Raw genomic sequence first — 17,429 nt, 5'->3', positions numbered from 1 at the left:
TACGCGAAAGAAGCGTCGCGGAAGCGTTACAGCGGGCGTACGCCCGGTACACAGAATTTGCACGACAGCGCGTGCTAGAGGTTTCATGGCCGGTCCGTCTCGGGCCGGTCCCGGATCCGATCCCGGACCGGAGGCTTGCGCGGAGGCTGTAGCGTGGCCGACGGAGACCGTAACAACACCGCGCGCACCGCGGGCTGAAACGACGGCGAGGACCGATGGCACAGACGCACAGCGCCCAGGGCCCGTCCGACCCCGAGGCGACTGGCGGCGGCATGTCAGACGCGCCGGAGATGTGGGGCAACGGAGGGCTGGTCGGCGACGGCCGGTACCGGCTGACCCACCGGCTCGGCCGGGGCGGCATGGCCGAGGTGTTCGCGGCCGAGGACGTACGCCTGGGCCGGACGGTCGCCGTGAAGCTGCTGCGCGCCGACCTGGCCGAGGACCCGGTCTCCAAGGCCCGTTTCACCCGTGAGGCACAGTCGGTGGCCGGGCTCAACCACCACGCGATCGTCGCCGTGTACGACTCCGGCGAGGACTTCGTGGGCGGCCAGTCCGTGCCGTACATCGTGATGGAGCTGGTCGAGGGCCGCACCATCCGCGACCTGCTGCTCAACGCGGAGGCGCCTGGCCCGGAGCAGGCCCTGATCATCGTCTCGGGTGTCCTGGAGGCGCTCGCCTACTCGCACCAGCACGGCATCGTGCACCGCGACATCAAGCCCGCGAACGTGATCATCACGCACAGCGGCGCCGTCAAGGTGATGGACTTCGGCATCGCGCGTGCCCTGCACGGCGCGTCCACGACGATGACGCAGACCGGCATGGTCATGGGCACCCCGCAGTACCTCTCCCCGGAGCAGGCGCTCGGCAAGGCCGTCGACCACCGCTCCGACCTGTACGCGACGGGCTGTCTGCTCTACGAACTGCTCGCCCTGCGGCCGCCGTTCACCGGCGAGACGCCGCTGTCGGTGGTCTACCAGCACGTCCAGGACACGCCGGTGCCGCCGTCGCAGACCTCGGAGGGGACCTGCCCGCCGGAGCTCGACGGCCTCGTCATGCGCTCCCTCGCCAAGGAGCCGGACGACCGTTTCCAGACGGCCGAGGAGATGCGCGGGCTGGTCCAGTACGCGCTGCAGATGCTGTACGACCAGGGCGGCCACACCGGCACCTGGAACACCGGCCCGGTGGAGACGCACGACGGCCGGCAGACCCCGGCGGCCGGTTTCGCCGGGACGGCCGTCATGCCGCACCCCACGGACGCCTCCGGCACCACCCAGATTCCGCAGCCGATCCTGCCCGCCGGGTACGGGGGCGACGACGGCGGCTTCGAAGGGCACGGCAACAAGGGCAGCGGCCGCGGCAAGTTGTGGATCCTCGCCGTGCTCGCGGTGATCGCCATCGCGGCGGGCGTCGCGCTGGCACTGCAGCACAAGACCGGCGGCGACGGCGGTACCAGCACCTCGCAGACGCCGACCAGCACCCACTCCACCAAGGACGAGCAGACCACCGAGAGCCCGACCGACGAGCCCACCGACCAGACCACGGACACGGCCACGGACGACGGTTCGGACACCGGCACCGGCGGGAACTGGAGCCCGTCGTCGCCCACGCCGTCCTACACGCAGTCCGAGACGGCCACCAGCGGCCCGACCGACGAGCCGACGGACCCCGGGACCACAGCCGAGCCGACGGATCCGGGGACCGAGTCCCAGACGCAGCCGTCGGACCCGGCGACGGGCACGGGCGGCAACACGGACGAGGGCGCCACGGCGGGCGGCGACGGGGAAGGTCCTTGAAGGACATCCGCACCTGCTGAGACGCCTTCGTCCGTGTACTGAGACGTCTCTTCGGCAGGCCGAGAGGCCCCGTCACTCCACGAACGCGTCGCACACCGCGTCGTACTCCCGCGTCCACCACACGGCGAGCGCCGAGGCCGCCGGGAACTGGGGGTCGGCGCGGGTGTCGCCGCGTTCGTAGTGCCAGCGCAGCATCCAGAAGTCGTTGAGGCGCTCCCACCACACGCGGTGCACGGCCGCCGCGAGTTCCGAGGGTGTGGCCTTGGCCGCTCGCCGGTACGCGCGCGCGTACGCCCGTACCTTCGGCAGGTCGAGGGCTCCCGCGGGCCGTACGAAGAAGATCGCGGCGGCGCGGACGGCCTCCTCCGCGCGGGGCTGCACGCCGAGCCGGTCCCAGTCGACGATCGCGGCGGGAGCATCGCCCTTGTAGAGCAGGTTGAGGGGGTGGAAGTCGCCGTGCACCCAGCCCACCGGGCCGCCGCGCGGGGGGCGCCGGTCGACGTGCTGCTCCAGGAGCGCCCGGCGCTCCAGCAGCCGGTGGCGGGCCAGTTCGTCGAAGGCGTCGAAGGGGCGGTGGCGGCGGACATGGGCGAGCAGGCCGTCGATCAGGGCGAAGGTGTCGGCGGGGTCGGCGCTCTCCACGGGATGGGGGCTGGTGGCGGGACGGGTGCGCCCCTTGGGCGGCATCACGCGCTCCAGACAGGCGTGCACCGCGCCCAGCAGCCCCCCGAGCCGCGCGCACTGGCCGGGGGTGAGCTGGCCGCCGTGGCGGTGCCTGCCGTCGATCCAGGGGTGCAGGGCGTAGGCGTGGCCGCCGACGACGGCGACCGTGCGTCCGTCGCGGTGGGCGAGCGGCGGGGCGACCGGGACGCCGAGGGCGGCCAGGCGCTGCGTGGCCCGGTGCCGGCGTTCGATGGCGGCGGGGTCGGCGGTGTCCGGATCGAAGTGGTGCTTGAGGAAGTAGCGGCCGCGGGTGGTGCACAGGCGGTAGCCGCGGTTGAGCAGGCCCTGGTCGACGGGCTCGCACGTGACGGCGGAACCGGCGGCGTACAGGCGGAGCAGGCGGCCCAGAGGGGGCGCGTGGGGAACGGGGGGTGGTACACATGAGCGCGGCACGCGCCAGATGGTAGGGCACGGCCAGATGCTGTGAGCTGGGGCTTGTCACAGCCAGTCGCGGGCGGTCGCTTTCGGTCACCCGCGCCACTCCGATGCCTGGCTCGGACTCTTCCCGTGACCTGGGTGTGCGGGATACCGTGCCGTTGCTCCGGCCTCCTGCAAGGCTGTGACCAGCGACCTTCCGTCCCGCGTCGATTTACTTGGAAATCCAAGCAAAAACGCAGGTCAGGAGGGGTTTCACAGAAATGTGGCGCACTGGGTAACGTGAACGTTGCAGGGCGCTCGCCGGGGCACCTGTCACGCCTGTTCCCGGCCGAGTGGCACCCACCCCGTGCCCGGTGGTCGGACAGGTGAGCCTCCCCCAGGCTCTGAAACGAGCTCGGGGGACCCCCAGGCCTACCGGCAACCCCGGGGGCCGGACCGACGGAGGAGCACACGTGACCGTGGACAGCACTGCCGCGCGCAAGCCGCGACGCAGCGCCGGAAGCAAGGCCGGCACCACCGGCACCCAGCGCACCACCAGCACCACCGCCAAGAAGAGCGCCGACCCGGAGCTCGTGCAGCTGCTGACCCCCGAGGGCAAGCGCGTCAAGCACGCCGAGTACGACAAGTACGTCGCCGGCATCACCCCCGAAGAGCTGCGCGGCCTGTACCGCGACATGGTGCTCACCCGCCGCTTCGACGCCGAGGCCACCGCCCTTCAGCGCCAGGGCGAGCTGGGCCTGTGGGCCTCGCTGCTCGGCCAGGAGGCCGCCCAGATCGGCTCCGGCCGCGCCACGCGCGAGGACGACTACGTCTTCCCGACCTACCGTGAACACGGCGTCGCCTGGTGCCGCGGGGTCGACCCGACCAACCTGCTCGGCATGTTCCGCGGCGTGAACAACGGCGGCTGGGACCCGGGCGGCAACAACTTCCACCTGTACACGATCGTCATCGGCTCCCAGACGCTGCACGCCACCGGTTACGCGATGGGCATCGCCAAGGACGGCGCGGACAGCGCGGTGATCGCCTACTTCGGCGACGGCGCCTCCAGCCAGGGCGACGTGGCCGAATCGTTCACCTTCTCCGCGGTCTACAACGCCCCGGTGGTGTTCTTCTGCCAGAACAACCAGTGGGCGATCTCCGAGCCGACCGAGAAGCAGACCCGCGTCCCGCTCTACCAGCGCGCGCAGGGTTACGGCTTCCCCGGCGTCCGCGTCGACGGCAACGACGTGCTGGCCTGCCTCGCGGTCACCAGGTGGGCGCTGGAGCGCGCCCGCGGCGGCGAGGGCCCCACCCTGGTCGAGGCGTACACGTACCGCATGGGCGCCCACACCACCTCGGACGACCCCACCCGGTACCGCGGGGACGAGGAGCGCCAGGCCTGGGAGGCGAAGGACCCGATCCTCCGCCTCCGCCGGTACCTGGAGGCCTCAAACCACACGGACGAGGGATTCTTCGCGGAACTCGAGGCCGAGAGCGAGGCGTTGGGCAGACGAGTACGCGAAGCGGTCCGCGCCATGCCGGACCCGGACCACTTCGCCATCTTCGAGAACGTGTACGCGGACGGGCACGCGCTCGTCGACGAGGAGCGCGCCCAGTTCGCCGCCTACCAGGCGTCGTTCGCGGACGCAGAGGGGGTCTGATCATGGCGGAGACGGTGAAGAACCTGCCCTTGGCCAAGGCGATCAACGAGTCGCTGCGCCGTGCCCTGGAGGCGGACCCCAAAGTCGTCATCATGGGCGAGGACGTCGGCAAGCTCGGCGGTGTCTTCCGGGTGACCGACGGCCTGCAGAAGGACTTCGGCGAGAGCCGCGTCATCGACACCCCGCTCGCCGAGTCGGGCATCGTCGGTACGGCGATCGGCCTGGCCCTGCGCGGCTACCGTCCGGTGGTGGAGATCCAGTTCGACGGCTTCGTCTTCCCGGCGTACGACCAGATCGTCACGCAGCTCGCGAAGATGCACGCCCGCTCGCTGGGCAAGGTCAAGCTCCCGGTCGTCATCCGGATCCCCTACGGCGGCGGCATCGGCGCGGTCGAGCACCACTCCGAGTCCCCGGAGGCGCTGTTCGCGCACGTCGCGGGCCTGAAGATCGTCTCTCCGTCCAACGCGTCCGACGCCTACTGGATGATGCAGCAGGCCATCCAGAGCGACGACCCGGTGATCTACTTCGAGCCGAAGCGGCGCTACTGGGACAAGGGCGAGGTCAGCACCGAGGCGATCCCCGGCCCGTTGCACAAGGCGCGCGTGGTCCGCGAGGGCACCGACCTGACCCTCGCCGCCTACGGCCCGATGGTCAAGCTCTGCCAGGAGGTCGCCGACGCGGCCGCCGAGGAGGGCAAGAACCTGGAGGTCCTGGACCTGCGTTCGGTCTCCCCGCTCGACTTCGACTCCATCCAGACCTCGGTGGAGAAGACCCGCCGCCTGGTCGTGGTCCACGAGGCACCGGTGTTCTTCGGCTCGGGCGCGGAGATCGCCGCCCGGATCACCGAGCGCTGCTTCTACCACCTGGAGGCCCCGGTGCTGAGGGTCGGCGGCTACCACGCCCCGTACCCGCCGGCGCGTCTGGAGGAGGAGTACCTGCCGGGCCTGGACCGGGTGCTCGACGCCGTCGACCGCGCCCTGGCGTACTGAGGAGAGGGTCGTGACGACGATGACGGAAGCGTCCGTGCGCGAGTTCAAGATGCCCGACGTGGGCGAGGGACTCACCGAGGCCGAGATCCTCAAGTGGTACGTCCAGCCGGGCGACACGGTGACCGACGGGCAGGTGGTGTGCGAGGTGGAGACGGCCAAGGCGGCCGTCGAACTCCCCATCCCCTACGACGGCGTGGTCCGCGACCTCCACTTCCCCGAAGGCTCCACGGTGGACGTGGGCACGCCCATCATCGCGGTGGACGTGTCGGGCGGGGCGGCACCGGAGGCTCCCGAGGAGAAGCAGCCCGAGCCGCCCGAGGCGGAGCAATCGAAGGCTGAGCAGCCGAAGTCGGCGGGCTCGGGGCGCCAGCCGGTCCTGGTCGGGTACGGCGTCGCCGCGTCCTCGACGAAGCGGCGCCCCCGCAAGGGCCCGGAGGTCACGGTCCCCCAGGCGGCGGTGGCGGTCCAGTCGGAGCTGAACGGCCACGGGGCCGCCGCTGCGAAGCCCCGCCCGCTGGCCAAGCCGCCGGTGCGCAAGCTGGCCAAGGACCTGGGCGTCGACCTGGCCACGGTCACCCCGTCGGGCCCGGACGGCATCATCACGCGCGAGGACGTCCACGCGGCGGCGGCCCCGGCGCCGTCGGCCCCCGCGCCGGTGGCGACCGCGCCCGTGTCCGCGCCCCCGGCGCCGGTGACGACGTACGACACGGCTCGCGAGACCCGCATCCCGGTCAAGGGTGTCCGCAAGGTCACCGCGCAGGCCATGGTCGGCTCGGCGTTCACGGCACCGCACGTCACCGAGTTCGTGACGGTCGACGTCACGCGGACGATGAAGCTGGTCGAGGAGCTGAAGCAGGACAAGGAGATGCAGGGCCTGCGGGTGAACCCGCTCCTGCTGATCGCCAAGGCCCTCCTCGTCGCCATCAAGCGCAATCCGGAGATCAACGCCTCCTGGGACGAGGCGAACCAGGAGATCGTGCTCAAGCACTACGTCAACCTGGGCATCGCCGCCGCCACCCCGCGCGGTCTGATCGTCCCGAACATCAAGGACGCGCACGCCAAGACCCTCCCGCAACTCGCCGAGGCCCTGGGCGAGCTGGTGTCGACGGCGAAGGAGGGCAAGACGTCGCCCGCCGCGATGCAGGGCGGCACGGTGACCATCACCAACGTCGGCGTCTTCGGCGTAGACACCGGCACGCCGATCCTCAATCCCGGCGAGTCCGCGATCCTCGCGGTCGGCGCGATCAAGCTCCAGCCGTGGGTCCACAAGGGCAAGGTCAAGCCCCGTCAGGTGACCACCCTGGCGCTGAGCTTCGACCACCGGCTCGTGGACGGGGAGTTGGGCTCGAAGGTACTGGCGGACGTGGCGGCGATCCTGGAACAGCCGAAGCGGCTGATCACTTGGGCGTGACGAGCGTCACGGGGTAGCCTCGGGGACCTGGAGGGGACGGCCGCAACTTCTTCTTGCGACCGCCCCCTCCTCTTTCCCCCTCAGGACTGGTTGAGCACGTACACAGGCGCCCCGTCCTCCGCCGCCGCGCCCTGCGAACGGATGCAGGCGTGCTTCTGCAGCAGGCGGAGGCATTCGTTGACGCGGTGTACGGAAAGGCCCGTACGGGCTGCGATCGCTTCGAGCGGCTCGCGGAGCTCACCCTGTTCGACGAGGACCGGTGCGATCACCACGGCCACCGTCCACACGTCCTCCGTCACGGACAGCCGGTGCCGCCAGTCGGCCAGCACGGACTCCGTGGTGGGCAGCACCGTGAGGCGACCGCCGGGCGCCCGACGGTCGAGGACGAGAGCGTCGAGCCGGTCCGCGATGCGTTCCATCGCCCGGACCACGGCCTGCTGCACGGCGAGCGTGGCCTTCTGCGTGGCCAGCATCTCCCTTTGCAGCGTGAGGGTCTCCCTTTGCAGGGTGACCGTCTCCTTCTGAAGCGAGAGTGTCTCCTTCTGCAACGCCAGCGATTCATGCTGCGCGTTCGCCAGCTCCTCGTCCAGCTGAAGGTTGTGCGCCTCGAGCCGGACGATGGCCTCAGCGACCTGATCGGGCATGGCGTACACGACCGGGGCGCCGGGGTCGGTGGGCTGCACCTCGGCCTCTTCCAGAGTGTAAGAACCCTCCCGCTGCACTGTCTCGATCACCTCGGCGGCCCACTGCTTGAAGGGGGCGCAGGCGGGTTTGGTGCAGGCGTTGACGAGGAGGATGAGACCCTGCAGAGAGATGACATTCAGGTCTCGGCGCCACTCTCTACCTGCGGGAATGCTGAGACCGTAACCTCCAGTTAGGGTCTCGAGATTCTCTCGATGGTCTTCCGGGACGTGGTCGGAGAGTGCCTTCTGCGTGTTGGTGTGACCCAACCGCTTGCAGACATCCACCGCCGGAAACCAATGCGTCCCGTCCGGCATGGTCAGTCGGCGCACCCGGGCGCCGGTCGCCGCGTAGACGAAGTCGCTGACATCGATCGCCTCGTGCCGTTCGGCAGAGTCGTGTCGCTTGCTGGGTTCGTTCACGTGAACCACCTCCGCTGCGGAACGTAAAGCGGAGGGAATCGAATATGCCAACTGCGGCCGTCATATTCACGATTGCGAGCGAAGTTCGCTGATTCCACTGGCGCGAAGGTCAGTTGAGCGTCCGTGATCACAACTGCCGTATCGTGAACGCATGGTGACGGGTGTAAAGATCGGAGCGGTGAACATCGCCCTGGCCACCGCCTGCCACCTGCTGCTGCCCACCCGTTGGGCGGTCACCGGCATGGCCGGCGCCTACACCCTCTCCTACCTGGCCGGACTCGCCCTCACCGCACGCCTGCCGGCCAGGAAGGCCGGCGGCCGTCTCGACGACGGAACCCTGCGGGCCACCTACGCCAAGCTGCTGGCCGCGTCGGCCTGCGCGGCGGGGGCGGGCTGGGCGGCCGCGCGGGCCTGCGGCGCCGCGATGGGCGACGGCATCGCACCGACGGTGCTCGCCACCCTCACGGGGACGCTCGTCCTGGCGGTCGTCTATCTCCTACTGGGCCGTCTCCTGAAGGTCGGTGAACTGCGGAGACTGCCCGGCTTGGGGTGAGTGCCGCCCGCTCGTCGAAGCCGGGGGAACCTTTCGGCCCCGGCCCTCCTCCTGGCACGTCGACGCGGACCCGACGGGGGACCGCTCCGACCCGAGAGGGGGCGGCCATGGCACCGCACACGGTGATCGAGTCCGACCGGCCGATGCCCAAGGACGAACAGGCCGAGCACCGGTGGCTGGAGGTACGGGGTACCCGGCTGCACGTCGCCGGGTACGGCACCGGCGAACCGATCCTGCTGCTGCACGGTTTCCCGCAGCACTGGTTCGGCTGGCACCGGGTCGCCGCACTGGCGGCGGACGGCCACCGCCTCGTCTGCCCCGACCTGCGCGGCTTCGGCTGGTCGGGGCAGACCCGGCGCGGCTGCGACATGGACGGCCTCGCCGAGGACGTGCTCGCGCTGCTCGACGCGCTCGGGCTGGAGCGGGTGGGGCTCGTCGGGCATGACTGGGGCGCGCACCTGGGATTCCGGCTGTGCCTGCGGGCACCGGACCGCTTCAGCGGGTATCTGGCGCTGAACATGTGCCACCCCTGGCCCCGGCACCGGGCGGTCGTGCCCAACCTGTGGCGGATGTGGTTCACCGCGTTCGTGGAGTACCCGGTGACCGGGCGGGCCGTGCTGCGACACTGGACCGGTTTCACCGGTTCCTCCTGCGCCACCAGGTCGCGGATCCCGCCGTCTGGCCGGAGGCGGAACTCGCCGAGTACGCCGCCGCCACCTCGGTCGCCGCGCACGCCGGGCAGTCACTGTTCTGGCAGTACGTGCTGCGGGACGTCCCCGCCCTGATGCGCGGCAGCTGGCGCCGGCACCGGCTGACCGTGCCCACGCTCCTGCTGGGCGGCGAGCGGGGCAGGGTGATCGCGCCCTCGCTGCTGGCCGGGGCGGAGCCGTACGCGGACGACCTGACCGTGCGACTGGTGCCCGGCGCCGGGCACTACCTGCCCCAGGAACGCCCGCAGGCCGTGGCCGACGCCATCGAGGAGCTGTTCACCGGCCGCTCGCGGCCCTAACGCAGCGCCGCCCGCTCCGCGACCCGGCGCACGAAGGCCCGCCCGCGCCGTTCGCCGAGCAGGCGCCCGTACAGCCACATGGGCCACCAGGAACCCGGGAGTTCATGGTGGCGAGGGAAAAAAATCGCGGTTTCCGTTGCGAACGCGGGTGACCGTGCCATCGAACACATCCTCTCCGCCTTGTTGGAGCCGTTGATCACGTAGACGCAGCCCTTACGCCGGCGGCCCGTATTCGGCGCGGGGCGTGCCGAGCCGGTCGGCGACGAGGGCCAGCCATCCACTGGGTGAGTAAGGCGCGGGTGGGTCGACCTCCATGCCCAGCTCGGCGACGGCCTGGGCGTAATCGGACTCATCGAGGTCCAGGGCGAGGAGCTCGTGGAGTTCGCCGACGAGGCGGGCTAGGAGCTGCGGGTCGGTGGAGGCCCGGTAGTCGTCCACGGCGGCGTCATGGTCGTGGAACTCGTCCGGCATGTCCTGCGAGAACCACCCGCTGAGGAACTGACCCAACTCCGCGAACCGGGCCTGCCATTCCCAGTGGGTGACCGGGGTGGCGGGCGGTGGCACCTCGCCGGACTCGACGCTGCGCTTTATGTGGTCGGCGAGAAGGAAGAGCCAGTTCTGGACGCCGCCGTCGGGCAGGCCGACGTCCGGAATGGCGTAGAACTCGCCGAGATGCTGCCGGAGGCGGCCGGGAGGGGTGCTGGCGTAGTCGCGCAGTTGCTGCTCGGCGATCGGTAGCGCCCATGGACGGTTGTGCCAGGTGTGCCGCAGATACGCGGTGAGGGCGAGGCTCGGCTCGTCCTGGGTGTCATCGGCGATCTGGCCTGTGTAGGCGCGCATCACCTGGTCCAGCTCACCGTAGCGGTGGTCGTGTTCCAGCGGGTTCATGGGCACGGCGATCGGCTCCGCGGGTCGGGGGAGGGAGGTGGGGCGCGGCAGGCGCGAAGGTACGGGGACCAGAGGTACCGGGTCAGAGGTAGACCGGGAACGTGGCGTGCACGCGGAAGCCGTGTGGCGTGCCTGCGTCCCGCTTGAGGATGACGCGCGCGGCCCGAACGTCGACGGGCCTGCGGCCGGCCAGCATCATCGCCTGGATCAGGACGCGGCCCACCGGGACGGGCTGGCTCGGCCAGGACGCCTCGATGGTCAGCCGGGCCCGCGTGGACTGGGCGAGCCAGCGGTGGATGAGTTGTTCGTTGCGGTTGACGACCTGCTGAGTGGCCCACTGGGCAGTCTCGCGGTCGGGATAGGTGGCCGCGCGTTGTGTGGTGGTCATTGCTGGTCCGAGTCCGGCATTGAGGGCGGGGCTGGGTGTTCGTGTCGCATGTGGCCGTTGACGGCGTCCAGCAGAGTGGTGAGCATCTCCGGCGTGGCCCAGGGCATCGTGTGTGCGAGTCGGGCCTGCGAGTCGGCCGAATCCAGCAGGTGCACGAGGGCGTACTGGGTCTCCGAGGCCACAGGGGCGAGGAACTCCCCGCAGAAGGGGTGCTCCGATTCGATCGCGGCACTGATCGCTTCTTCCGGCGACTCGTACTCGCCGTACGCGATCCAGTTGTCGTAGAAGCCCTGGAGCATGCGGAGCCGGACACCGGTCGCCCACCCAGAGACCGGAGGCAGGGAGGCCTCGCCCGCGGTGTCCTGCTCGACCGCGCGGAGTGACGCCGCCAGCCCGCGCAGGTACTCTGCTCCGTCTGCGCCAGCCGCGGCACGGCGGAGCTTGGCCGTGAACTCCTCTGGCAACGTCCCCTCACGTCGGTCGAGATACTCGGCGGCGAGGTCGAGAAGGGCCGTCACCGTGGTGACGGGACAGAGCCACTGGGCCTCGTTGGACGACTGCACCAAGCGTACGAACGCCGCCAGTTCGTCAGTGAGCGAGAATGTTCCCCCGGATTCCTGGCACATGATGGCCAGATCCAGGACTCTGGCCGTCGGACCTCTGTCGAAGGCGGACCAAGTGAACGATGGCAAGGTGTTTCCCTCCGGGGAATTCTCAGTTCACCGGCATGGAGGTGACAACGATGAACGGAGGTTCGAGTCCGTCCCGGTATCGTAGTACAACCCGGACTTTGTGCGTGTCACTCACCTGGGCCTGGTTGCCGTGAAGTGCGTAGTCCGCACCACTGACGGTCGATCCGGTCGCATCGGTGAAGGAGAGCTCGATGGGTGGCTGGATTTTTGAATTGTTCGGATCCCAGCCGGGATTGTTCTGCTGCCTCCTCTTGACCCGCTCAATCCATTTCTCGATCCGATCGGCATTGTCGACGTCATCGAGGGCGGCCTGGGTGAAACGCTGCGCAGACGCCAGGTCCTTGAACGCGGAGGCGGAGCTAGCGCTCGAATCGTCTCGGAGCCGGGCCTTGAGCTGCTCATCGGTCAGGCCCACGTGTCTGTCGATGGAGTGACCACCGTACAGTCCCTCGTCGTTGGCCAGGTCGAGCGGATAGAAATGGTTCTTTTCGTCATCGTCCTTTGTGTATTTGTGCTCGTTCTTGAAGTCGTTGAGCGAACGGGCTCCGAAGGCCTCCGCCCGCGCTTCCTCGGCCGCGTAGGAGGGAGCCTGGCGATAGGCCTCGTCCAAACCTGCTCCCAGTGCGTCGAATTGTGGCGTGAGGGCGTTTACCTTGCTGTTGTACCTTTCCACGACGTGGTTCAGCGCCGCGGTGTCGATGTTGAGGGTGATATCGGCGGCAACTTCCGCGGTGCCCTTCGCGAGGCCCTTGAGGAAGTGGCCGACCTTCTTGACGCCGTCCTTCACGTCACCCAGGTCGAAGTGGCGCGGGTCCAGGTCCTTGATGGCCTGCTTCACGGCAGTGAAATAGATCTGCCAGACATCGTGGTTCAGTTCGACGGCGGCCTCGGCGAACTCCCGCAGGAGATCGCTGATCTTCTTCGCGGTGTCGAACAGCACGGTCATCACCGGATGCGTGGCCGTCGGGCTGGATGCGCTGTCGTGGCCCCACTCGTAGTTGCCCGTGCGCTTGCCCCAGGCCGTCGTGCCCCACAGCGAGCTGCAGAACTGGCGCATGGCGTCGTACCACTCGCTGTTGGTCTGCTGGGTGATGCCGCTGACCAAGCCGGTGAGGTTGCCCTCGGTCGTGCCGAGGGACATCGTCATGTCCGCCCAGTCCTGGGACAGCGAGTTGAGGTAGTGCTGCTGCGGAAAGGGGTACACCTCGGCGACCTTGCCCCAGCGGAAGGCGTGCTCGAGCAGGGGCCGCAGGACGTGCCAGACGACGTCCGGGATGTGCTCCAGCAGCGAGCGGATGAAGTCGTCACCGCCGTCGTCGTCACCCCACTTCAGGTTGGGCACCGAGCCGTAGTGCGGGGGCTTGTCGACGACCGCCGGCGGCGGCTGCACGTGGGCCTGCGTCCGACCGGAGGGGTCATTGGCTGCCTCGGCCCTGGCGTAGTGGTTGGCGGTCGTGGCGAACCCGACGGCGGCGCCGCCGATGCTGACCACGCTCCTGGCCCACACCTCCAGGTAGCGGTTGCCGACCTCGACGTAAGCCGAGGCGAGGCCCTGGGCCGCGGTGCCGTAGCCACCCGCGTCCGGATAGGTGTGCAGCTGCGTCAGCAGATTTCTGGCGGCTTTGTCGAACTGGGTCTGCTCCCCGGCGAAGCCCCCCGCGACCCGATGCAGGTCGGACGGCTTGACGTCGATGGTCCCGCCCTGCGGCGGAGGCGTCCCCATCAGGCGGCTCCCCACCCGCGCAGTACGGCGCGGTGGGCCGCCGCGTAGTTGATGTGCCCCGTCTTCACGGCCTCGTGCAGCCACTTCTGCGCGGCCTGCAGATCTGTGGCCGAACGGCTCCATTCGTCGAGTTTCTCGACGAAGACCTCGCGCGTCTCGCCCTGCCAGGAAAGGACTACCGGCTCGACGCGGTCGTACAGGTCGTCGAGCTTCTCGTTGAGCTGTTTGACGATGTCTTCCAGCTCACTGGTGAGGTGACTCAGCGTGCCGAAGGACACGGTGATGCGATCGCCGTCAGTCGACATCAAACCCCCTGTGAAGACGCTTGGTTACCGTTCGCGGGCCCGAAGGCTGTCACATCGAGTCGAAGCTGCTGTGCGGCCGGGCGGGTTCCGCCATGGCGTCCGGATTGGGCGTGGACAGCTTGTTCACTTCACTCTCGACATCGGTGGCGACCTGAATCCGGCGGAACTTCTCCAGGGTGGCCAGCTCCGTTTCGCTGAACCCGCCCCTGCTCAGGCGCACCGCCGTCTCCAGCAGCTCCATCACTTCACGGATGCGTATCGCGTCCTCGGCCGCCGCCCTGTGGAATTCCCGGTACGCCGTCGCTGCGGGCCCGCGCCACCCGGCCTCGACCTGATCCACCAGCGCGTCCATGCGCCTGACCTGCTTGTCCAGATGTTCCTGCATGGCATGCAGGTCATCCGCGAGCTGCTTCAGGTCGGAATCGGAGACCTTCAGGTCCGGCTGCCTACCTTGATGACCATCCATACGCGCCCTATCCCCCGTCAGATGTGCAACCAGGTGTCATGGTACGGTTGTTCGGCTGGTGAACTGGAGATCGTTACGCGGTTATCACATGCTTGCCCGTCCGCGTCCGCCCGGAGACCGCCGAGGCGTGCCAGGCCGTCGGGGTCGGCCGGTTCCTCCACTGCCGTGCGCCGCGCGACCCGTACCGCCTCGCGGACCGTGACGGTGCGCACCCAGCCGTAGAAGGCCAGCGGATCCCGCAGTCCCCGGACTCCCCTGAAGACCGTTACCAGCGCCTCCTGGACCGCGTCGGCGGTGTCCGCCGGTGCGATGGGGCGGCACAGCCGCGTCACGTACGGCGTCACCAGTGTCAGCAGCTCGTCCATGGCGAGGGCGTCTCCGCCCTGCGCGGCCCGGACCAGCACGGCAGCGGTCTCCCACGGCTCGGCGCCGCTCTCACCCTCCCCCGGGACGCGCATGACGGGGCCACCCTACGCCGCCGCGCACGCGAAGGGCCCGCCGCTCACCGGACGCTGTTGGTTAATTCGGGCCCTGCGTGACGTCGGCCTTCAAGACCCGGTTGTGGTCTTGAAGGCCGACGTTGTCGTATGGGGTGGGTGCGGATGTCGATGCAGCCGAAGGGGTCTGGGGAGATCCCGGCGGAGACGGTGCGGGTCGCTCGGGCCGCGTTCCCGAAGGGGAGCCTGGCGATCCGGGTTCGGGACGAGCTGGGGCCGCTGTTCACCGGTGATCAGTTCGCTGACTTGTTTCCGGTGCGGGGGAAGCTGGCCTGGTCACCGGGCCGGCTGGCGCTGGTTGTGGTGTTGCAGTTCGTCGAAGGGCTGACCGACCGGCAGGCCGCGGAGGCGGTCCGCGCGAGGATCGACTTCAAGTACGCCCTCGCTCTGGAACTGGCCGATCCCGGCTTCGACTTCTCGGTCCTGTCGGAGTTCAGGGACCGGCTGGTCGAGGCGGACGCCGGACGGCGGGTGCTGGACGCCATCCTGGCCGCGGCCCGGGAGAAGGGCCTGCTCAAGACGGCCGGCCGGGCCCGCACCGACTCCACGCACGTGCTGTCCGCGGCCCGTCAGCTGTGCTGGCTGGAGATGGTCGCGGAAACGCTGCGCTCGGCTTTGAACGCGCTGGCCGAGCAGGCCCCTGACTGGCTGGCCGGTATCGCGGAGCCGGACTGGTTCAGGCACTACGCGACGAAGGCCGAGGACTCCCGGTTCCCCCAGGCCCGCACCAGACGGGATGAGGTGGGCCTGCGGATCGGCAGGGACGGCATGCGGCTGCTTGCGGCGGTCTTCGCCCCCGACGCCCCGCCGGCCCTGCGCACGCTGGACGAAGTGGAGACCCTGCGGCAGGCGTGGGTGCAGTACTTCCACCTGGTCGACGGCGAGGTGAGGCGGCGGGACCCAAAAGACCGGCCGCCGGGCGCGATGCGCCTGGTCACCCCCTATGACATCGAGGCACGCGGCAGCGTCAAACGCGACACCTTCTGGGACGGCTACAAGGTCCACCTCACCGAAACCTGCGAGCCCGACGCCCCGAACCTGATCACGAACGTGGCCACCACCCTCGCCACCGTTCCCGACGACCGGATGGCCGCTGTCGTCCACGCGGGTCTGGCCGCACGTGACTGCCTGCCCGGCGAGCACTGGGTCGATGCCGGATATCCCACAGCCGCCCAGGTCGTGGCCGCCCGCACCGAGCACGACGTCGATCTCCAGGGCCCGGTGGTCGGCAACACCACCGCCCAGAACGGCGGCCCCTTCGGGCAGGACGCCTTCACCATCGACTGGGAGCACGAGCGGGTGACCTGCCCGAACGGCGTGATCAGCACCCAGTGGCATCACCGGCACTCGCAGCAGGGTCTGCCGGTGATCCGGGTCCGCTTCAGCCCGGCCGACTGCCGCACCTGCCCCAGCCTGCGCGACTGCGTCAGCTCGCCGAAGGCCGAACGCCGTGAGATCACCCTGCGCCACCGCGCCGAGCACGAAGCCGTCCAGGCCGCGCCCGCGCCAGGCAGCAGACCGATGCCTGAAAGGACCGCTACAAGATCCGGGCCGGTGTCGAAGGCACCATCTCCCAAGCCGTCGGGCGCTGCGGCCTGCGCAGATCCCGCTACCGGGGACTGGCCAAGACCAGCCTCCAGCACCAGCTCACCGGCGCGGCCCTCAACCTCGCCCGCATCTACGCCCACCTCACCGGCACACCACGGGCCCGCACCCGCACCAGCCACTTCGTAGCACTTCGCCCCGCCGAGCTCACGCTCGACGGGGCGAAGTAGCAGGGCCCGAATTAACCAACAGCGTCCTCACCGCGACGGGCCCCTGCACCGCGAAGGCGTCAGCCGAGCTTGGCGAAGCCGTAGTTGAGGAGCTTCTTCGCGTCCGCCTCACGCTGGTCGATGGAGGTGGAGGCGAGGACGGTGCCGATGACCGTCTTGTTGTTCCGGGTCGCGGCGAAGACCAGGCAGTACTTGGCCTCGGGGCCGGAGCCGGTCTTCACGCCGATGGTGCCGCTGTAGCTGTTGAGGAGCCCGTTGGTGTTGTTCCACGGGCTCATCGTGCGGATGCTGCCCGTCTTGGTGATCGTCTTCGCCGTGTACGACTTGGTCTTGACGATCGTGCGGAACGTGGAGTTCTTCATCGCGCTGCTGGCGAGCTTCGTCAGGTCGCGCGGCGTCGAGTAGTTGGCGCCGTGGCCGATGCCGTCGAACGAGTCGAAGTGCGTGTTCGTCAGGCCGAGGCTCTTGGCCGTGGTGTTCATCTTGCCGATGAAGTTCGCCACGCGCTGGGCCCGGGTGGAGCCGGTGCCGAACTTGTCGGCCAGCGCGTAGGCGGCGTCGCAGCCGGACGGCAGCATCAGGCCGTACAGCAGCTGGCGGACGGTGATCTTGTCGCCGACGATGAAGTGGGCCGAGGAGGCGTAGTTGTTGTCGACGATGTAGTCGCTGTACGCCTTCTGGAACGTGACCGTGGCGTTCAGGTCGAGGTTCGACTGCGCGAGCACGACCTTCGCGGTCATGATCTTCGTGGTCGAGCCGGTGGAGCGCTTGGTGTCCGCGGCCTTGGTGTACAGCGTCTTGGCGTCGGCGTTGTTCATCACGTAGCCGCCCTTGGCCACGATCGAGGGCGTGGTGACGGCCTGCGCGGGCGCCGCGGTGAGGGCTCCGGTCGCGAGCATCGCGCCGGACGTGACGGCGACGGCGGCGGCTCGACGGATGCGGATGCCCTTGATGCCGGTAATCAAGTAAATACCTCGAATGTGTCGAATGCCCGTGATGTGCGGCCGGGTTGGAGGGCAAGCGAGTGGGGCCGCACATGTGTGACACGTAAGTAGCACAGAAGGTTGTACGGCTCTTCCGGGGACTTTCGGATTCC

At 69.3% G+C, this 17,429-nt stretch carries 17 protein-coding genes and 1 pseudogene; 8 read left to right on the top strand and 10 right to left on the bottom strand.

What is annotated here, in order from left to right:
- Positions 1-215: 215 nt before the first annotated feature.
- Positions 216-1,793: a protein kinase gene (locus ACIBBH_RS11835; RefSeq protein ID WP_399404097.1), complete on the top strand. Its 1,578-nt coding sequence runs from the start codon at positions 216-218 to the stop codon at positions 1,791-1,793.
- A 72-nt stretch (positions 1,794-1,865) separates the two neighbouring features.
- On the opposite strand, the gene ACIBBH_RS11830 is transcribed toward ACIBBH_RS11835, so the two are convergent.
- Entirely contained in the window at positions 1,866-2,909 is a 1,044-nt protein-coding gene (locus tag ACIBBH_RS11830) for a phosphotransferase (protein WP_399404096.1), read from the bottom strand.
- A 437-nt stretch (positions 2,910-3,346) separates the two neighbouring features.
- Here ACIBBH_RS11830 and pdhA point away from each other — a divergent pair, with 437 nt between their 5' ends.
- The 3 genes from pdhA to ACIBBH_RS11815 are packed head-to-tail and all read left to right on the top strand — an operon-like array spanning position 3,347 to position 6,934.
- On the top strand, positions 3,347-4,534 hold the full coding sequence (pdhA, locus tag ACIBBH_RS11825; protein ID WP_399404095.1) for a pyruvate dehydrogenase (acetyl-transferring) E1 component subunit alpha: 1,188 nt from the start codon (positions 3,347-3,349) through the stop codon (positions 4,532-4,534).
- A 2-nt stretch (positions 4,535-4,536) separates the two neighbouring features.
- Complete coding sequence (locus tag ACIBBH_RS11820; protein WP_399404094.1) at positions 4,537-5,523, top strand: alpha-ketoacid dehydrogenase subunit beta; 987 nt, start codon at positions 4,537-4,539, stop codon at positions 5,521-5,523.
- Between the two features lie 10 nt (positions 5,524-5,533).
- On the top strand, positions 5,534-6,934 hold the full coding sequence (locus ACIBBH_RS11815; protein ID WP_399404093.1) for a dihydrolipoamide acetyltransferase family protein: 1,401 nt from the start codon (positions 5,534-5,536) through the stop codon (positions 6,932-6,934).
- 80 nt (positions 6,935-7,014) lie between these two features.
- Here the strand turns inward: ACIBBH_RS11815 and ACIBBH_RS11810 are convergent, their stop codons facing one another.
- Positions 7,015-8,037 carry a Bro-N domain-containing protein gene (locus ACIBBH_RS11810; RefSeq protein ID WP_399404376.1) on the bottom strand — a complete coding sequence of 341 codons (1,023 nt, stop codon included), beginning with the start codon at positions 8,035-8,037 and terminating at the stop codon, positions 7,015-7,017.
- 151 nt (positions 8,038-8,188) lie between these two features.
- On the opposite strand from ACIBBH_RS11810, the gene ACIBBH_RS11805 reads away from it, so the two are divergent.
- The 3 genes from ACIBBH_RS11805 (at position 8,189) to ACIBBH_RS11795 (ending at position 9,599) form a co-directional block, all read left to right on the top strand.
- Positions 8,189-8,590 (top strand): hypothetical protein, encoded by a 402-nt coding sequence (locus ACIBBH_RS11805; protein ID WP_399404092.1) that lies wholly within the window; start codon positions 8,189-8,191, stop codon positions 8,588-8,590.
- A 107-nt stretch (positions 8,591-8,697) separates the two neighbouring features.
- The gene (locus ACIBBH_RS11800) at positions 8,698-9,375 is read left to right on the top strand and encodes an alpha/beta fold hydrolase (protein ID WP_399404091.1); all 678 of its coding nucleotides are present in this window, start codon (positions 8,698-8,700) and stop codon (positions 9,373-9,375) included.
- A complete protein-coding gene (locus tag ACIBBH_RS11795; protein WP_399404090.1) occupies positions 9,351-9,599 on the top strand; it encodes an alpha/beta fold hydrolase in 249 nt (82 codons plus the stop codon). The genes ACIBBH_RS11800 and ACIBBH_RS11795 overlap by 25 nt, the downstream gene beginning before the upstream one ends.
- A gap of 213 nt (positions 9,600-9,812) precedes the next feature.
- On the opposite strand, the gene ACIBBH_RS11790 is transcribed toward ACIBBH_RS11795, so the two are convergent.
- From ACIBBH_RS11790 to ACIBBH_RS11760, 7 genes are all read right to left on the bottom strand, one after another.
- Positions 9,813-10,493, bottom strand: coding sequence for a contact-dependent growth inhibition system immunity protein (locus ACIBBH_RS11790; protein WP_399404089.1), 681 nt, complete (start codon positions 10,491-10,493; stop codon positions 9,813-9,815).
- A gap of 76 nt (positions 10,494-10,569) precedes the next feature.
- The gene (locus tag ACIBBH_RS11785; RefSeq protein ID WP_399404088.1) at positions 10,570-10,875 is read right to left on the bottom strand and encodes an RNase A-like domain-containing protein; all 306 of its coding nucleotides are present in this window, start codon (positions 10,873-10,875) and stop codon (positions 10,570-10,572) included.
- The gene (locus ACIBBH_RS11780; protein ID WP_399404087.1) at positions 10,872-11,501 is read right to left on the bottom strand and encodes a hypothetical protein; all 630 of its coding nucleotides are present in this window, start codon (positions 11,499-11,501) and stop codon (positions 10,872-10,874) included. Before ACIBBH_RS11780 ends, ACIBBH_RS11785 begins: the two co-directional genes overlap by 4 nt.
- A gap of 88 nt (positions 11,502-11,589) precedes the next feature.
- Positions 11,590-13,305 carry an RNase A-like domain-containing protein gene (locus tag ACIBBH_RS11775; RefSeq protein WP_399404086.1) on the bottom strand — a complete coding sequence of 572 codons (1,716 nt, stop codon included), beginning with the start codon at positions 13,303-13,305 and terminating at the stop codon, positions 11,590-11,592.
- Positions 13,290-13,595: a WXG100 family type VII secretion target gene (locus ACIBBH_RS11770; protein ID WP_399404085.1), complete on the bottom strand. Its 306-nt coding sequence runs from the start codon at positions 13,593-13,595 to the stop codon at positions 13,290-13,292. Before ACIBBH_RS11770 ends, ACIBBH_RS11775 begins: the two co-directional genes overlap by 16 nt.
- A gap of 49 nt (positions 13,596-13,644) precedes the next feature.
- Positions 13,645-14,061 carry a WXG100 family type VII secretion target gene (locus ACIBBH_RS11765; protein WP_399404084.1) on the bottom strand — a complete coding sequence of 139 codons (417 nt, stop codon included), beginning with the start codon at positions 14,059-14,061 and terminating at the stop codon, positions 13,645-13,647.
- A 17-nt stretch (positions 14,062-14,078) separates the two neighbouring features.
- Positions 14,079-14,519 carry an RNA polymerase sigma factor gene (locus tag ACIBBH_RS11760; RefSeq protein WP_399404083.1) on the bottom strand — a complete coding sequence of 147 codons (441 nt, stop codon included), beginning with the start codon at positions 14,517-14,519 and terminating at the stop codon, positions 14,079-14,081.
- 144 nt (positions 14,520-14,663) lie between these two features.
- On the opposite strand from ACIBBH_RS11760, the pseudogene ACIBBH_RS11755 reads away from it, so the two are divergent.
- Positions 14,664-16,333: pseudogene (locus ACIBBH_RS11755) on the top strand (IS1182 family transposase).
- Between the two features lie 59 nt (positions 16,334-16,392).
- On the opposite strand, the gene ACIBBH_RS11750 reads toward ACIBBH_RS11755, so the two are convergent.
- Positions 16,393-17,298: a D-alanyl-D-alanine carboxypeptidase family protein gene (locus tag ACIBBH_RS11750; RefSeq protein WP_399404082.1), complete on the bottom strand. Its 906-nt coding sequence runs from the start codon at positions 17,296-17,298 to the stop codon at positions 16,393-16,395.
- Between the last annotated feature and the right edge of the window lie 131 nt (positions 17,299-17,429).

Source organism: Streptomyces sp. NPDC051636, assembly GCF_044453765.1.
In the GTDB taxonomy this organism is placed as follows: Bacteria; Actinomycetota; Actinomycetes; order Streptomycetales; family Streptomycetaceae; genus Streptomyces.
The sequence above is the reverse complement of the archived record's forward strand: the minus strand, read 5'-3'. Positions and strand labels throughout refer to the sequence as shown.

Excerpts from the sequence above, each read along its gene's own strand:
- ACIBBH_RS11835 (WP_399404097.1), top strand. The coding sequence starts at position 216 with ATGGCACAGACGCACAGCGCCCAGGGCCCGTCCGACCCCGAGGCGACT.
- ACIBBH_RS11820 (WP_399404094.1), top strand. The coding sequence starts at position 4,537 with ATGGCGGAGACGGTGAAGAACCTGCCCTTGGCCAAGGCGATCAACGAG.
- ACIBBH_RS11805 (WP_399404092.1), top strand. The coding sequence starts at position 8,189 with ATGGTGACGGGTGTAAAGATCGGAGCGGTGAACATCGCCCTGGCCACC.
- ACIBBH_RS11800 (WP_399404091.1), top strand. The coding sequence starts at position 8,698 with ATGGCACCGCACACGGTGATCGAGTCCGACCGGCCGATGCCCAAGGAC.
- ACIBBH_RS11785 (WP_399404088.1), bottom strand. The coding sequence starts at position 10,875 with ATGACCACCACACAACGCGCGGCCACCTATCCCGACCGCGAGACTGCC.
- ACIBBH_RS11780 (WP_399404087.1), bottom strand. The coding sequence starts at position 11,501 with ATGTGCCAGGAATCCGGGGGAACATTCTCGCTCACTGACGAACTGGCG.
- ACIBBH_RS11770 (WP_399404085.1), bottom strand. The coding sequence starts at position 13,595 with ATGTCGACTGACGGCGATCGCATCACCGTGTCCTTCGGCACGCTGAGT.
- ACIBBH_RS11765 (WP_399404084.1), bottom strand. The coding sequence starts at position 14,061 with ATGGATGGTCATCAAGGTAGGCAGCCGGACCTGAAGGTCTCCGATTCC.
- ACIBBH_RS11760 (WP_399404083.1), bottom strand. The coding sequence starts at position 14,519 with ATGCGCGTCCCGGGGGAGGGTGAGAGCGGCGCCGAGCCGTGGGAGACC.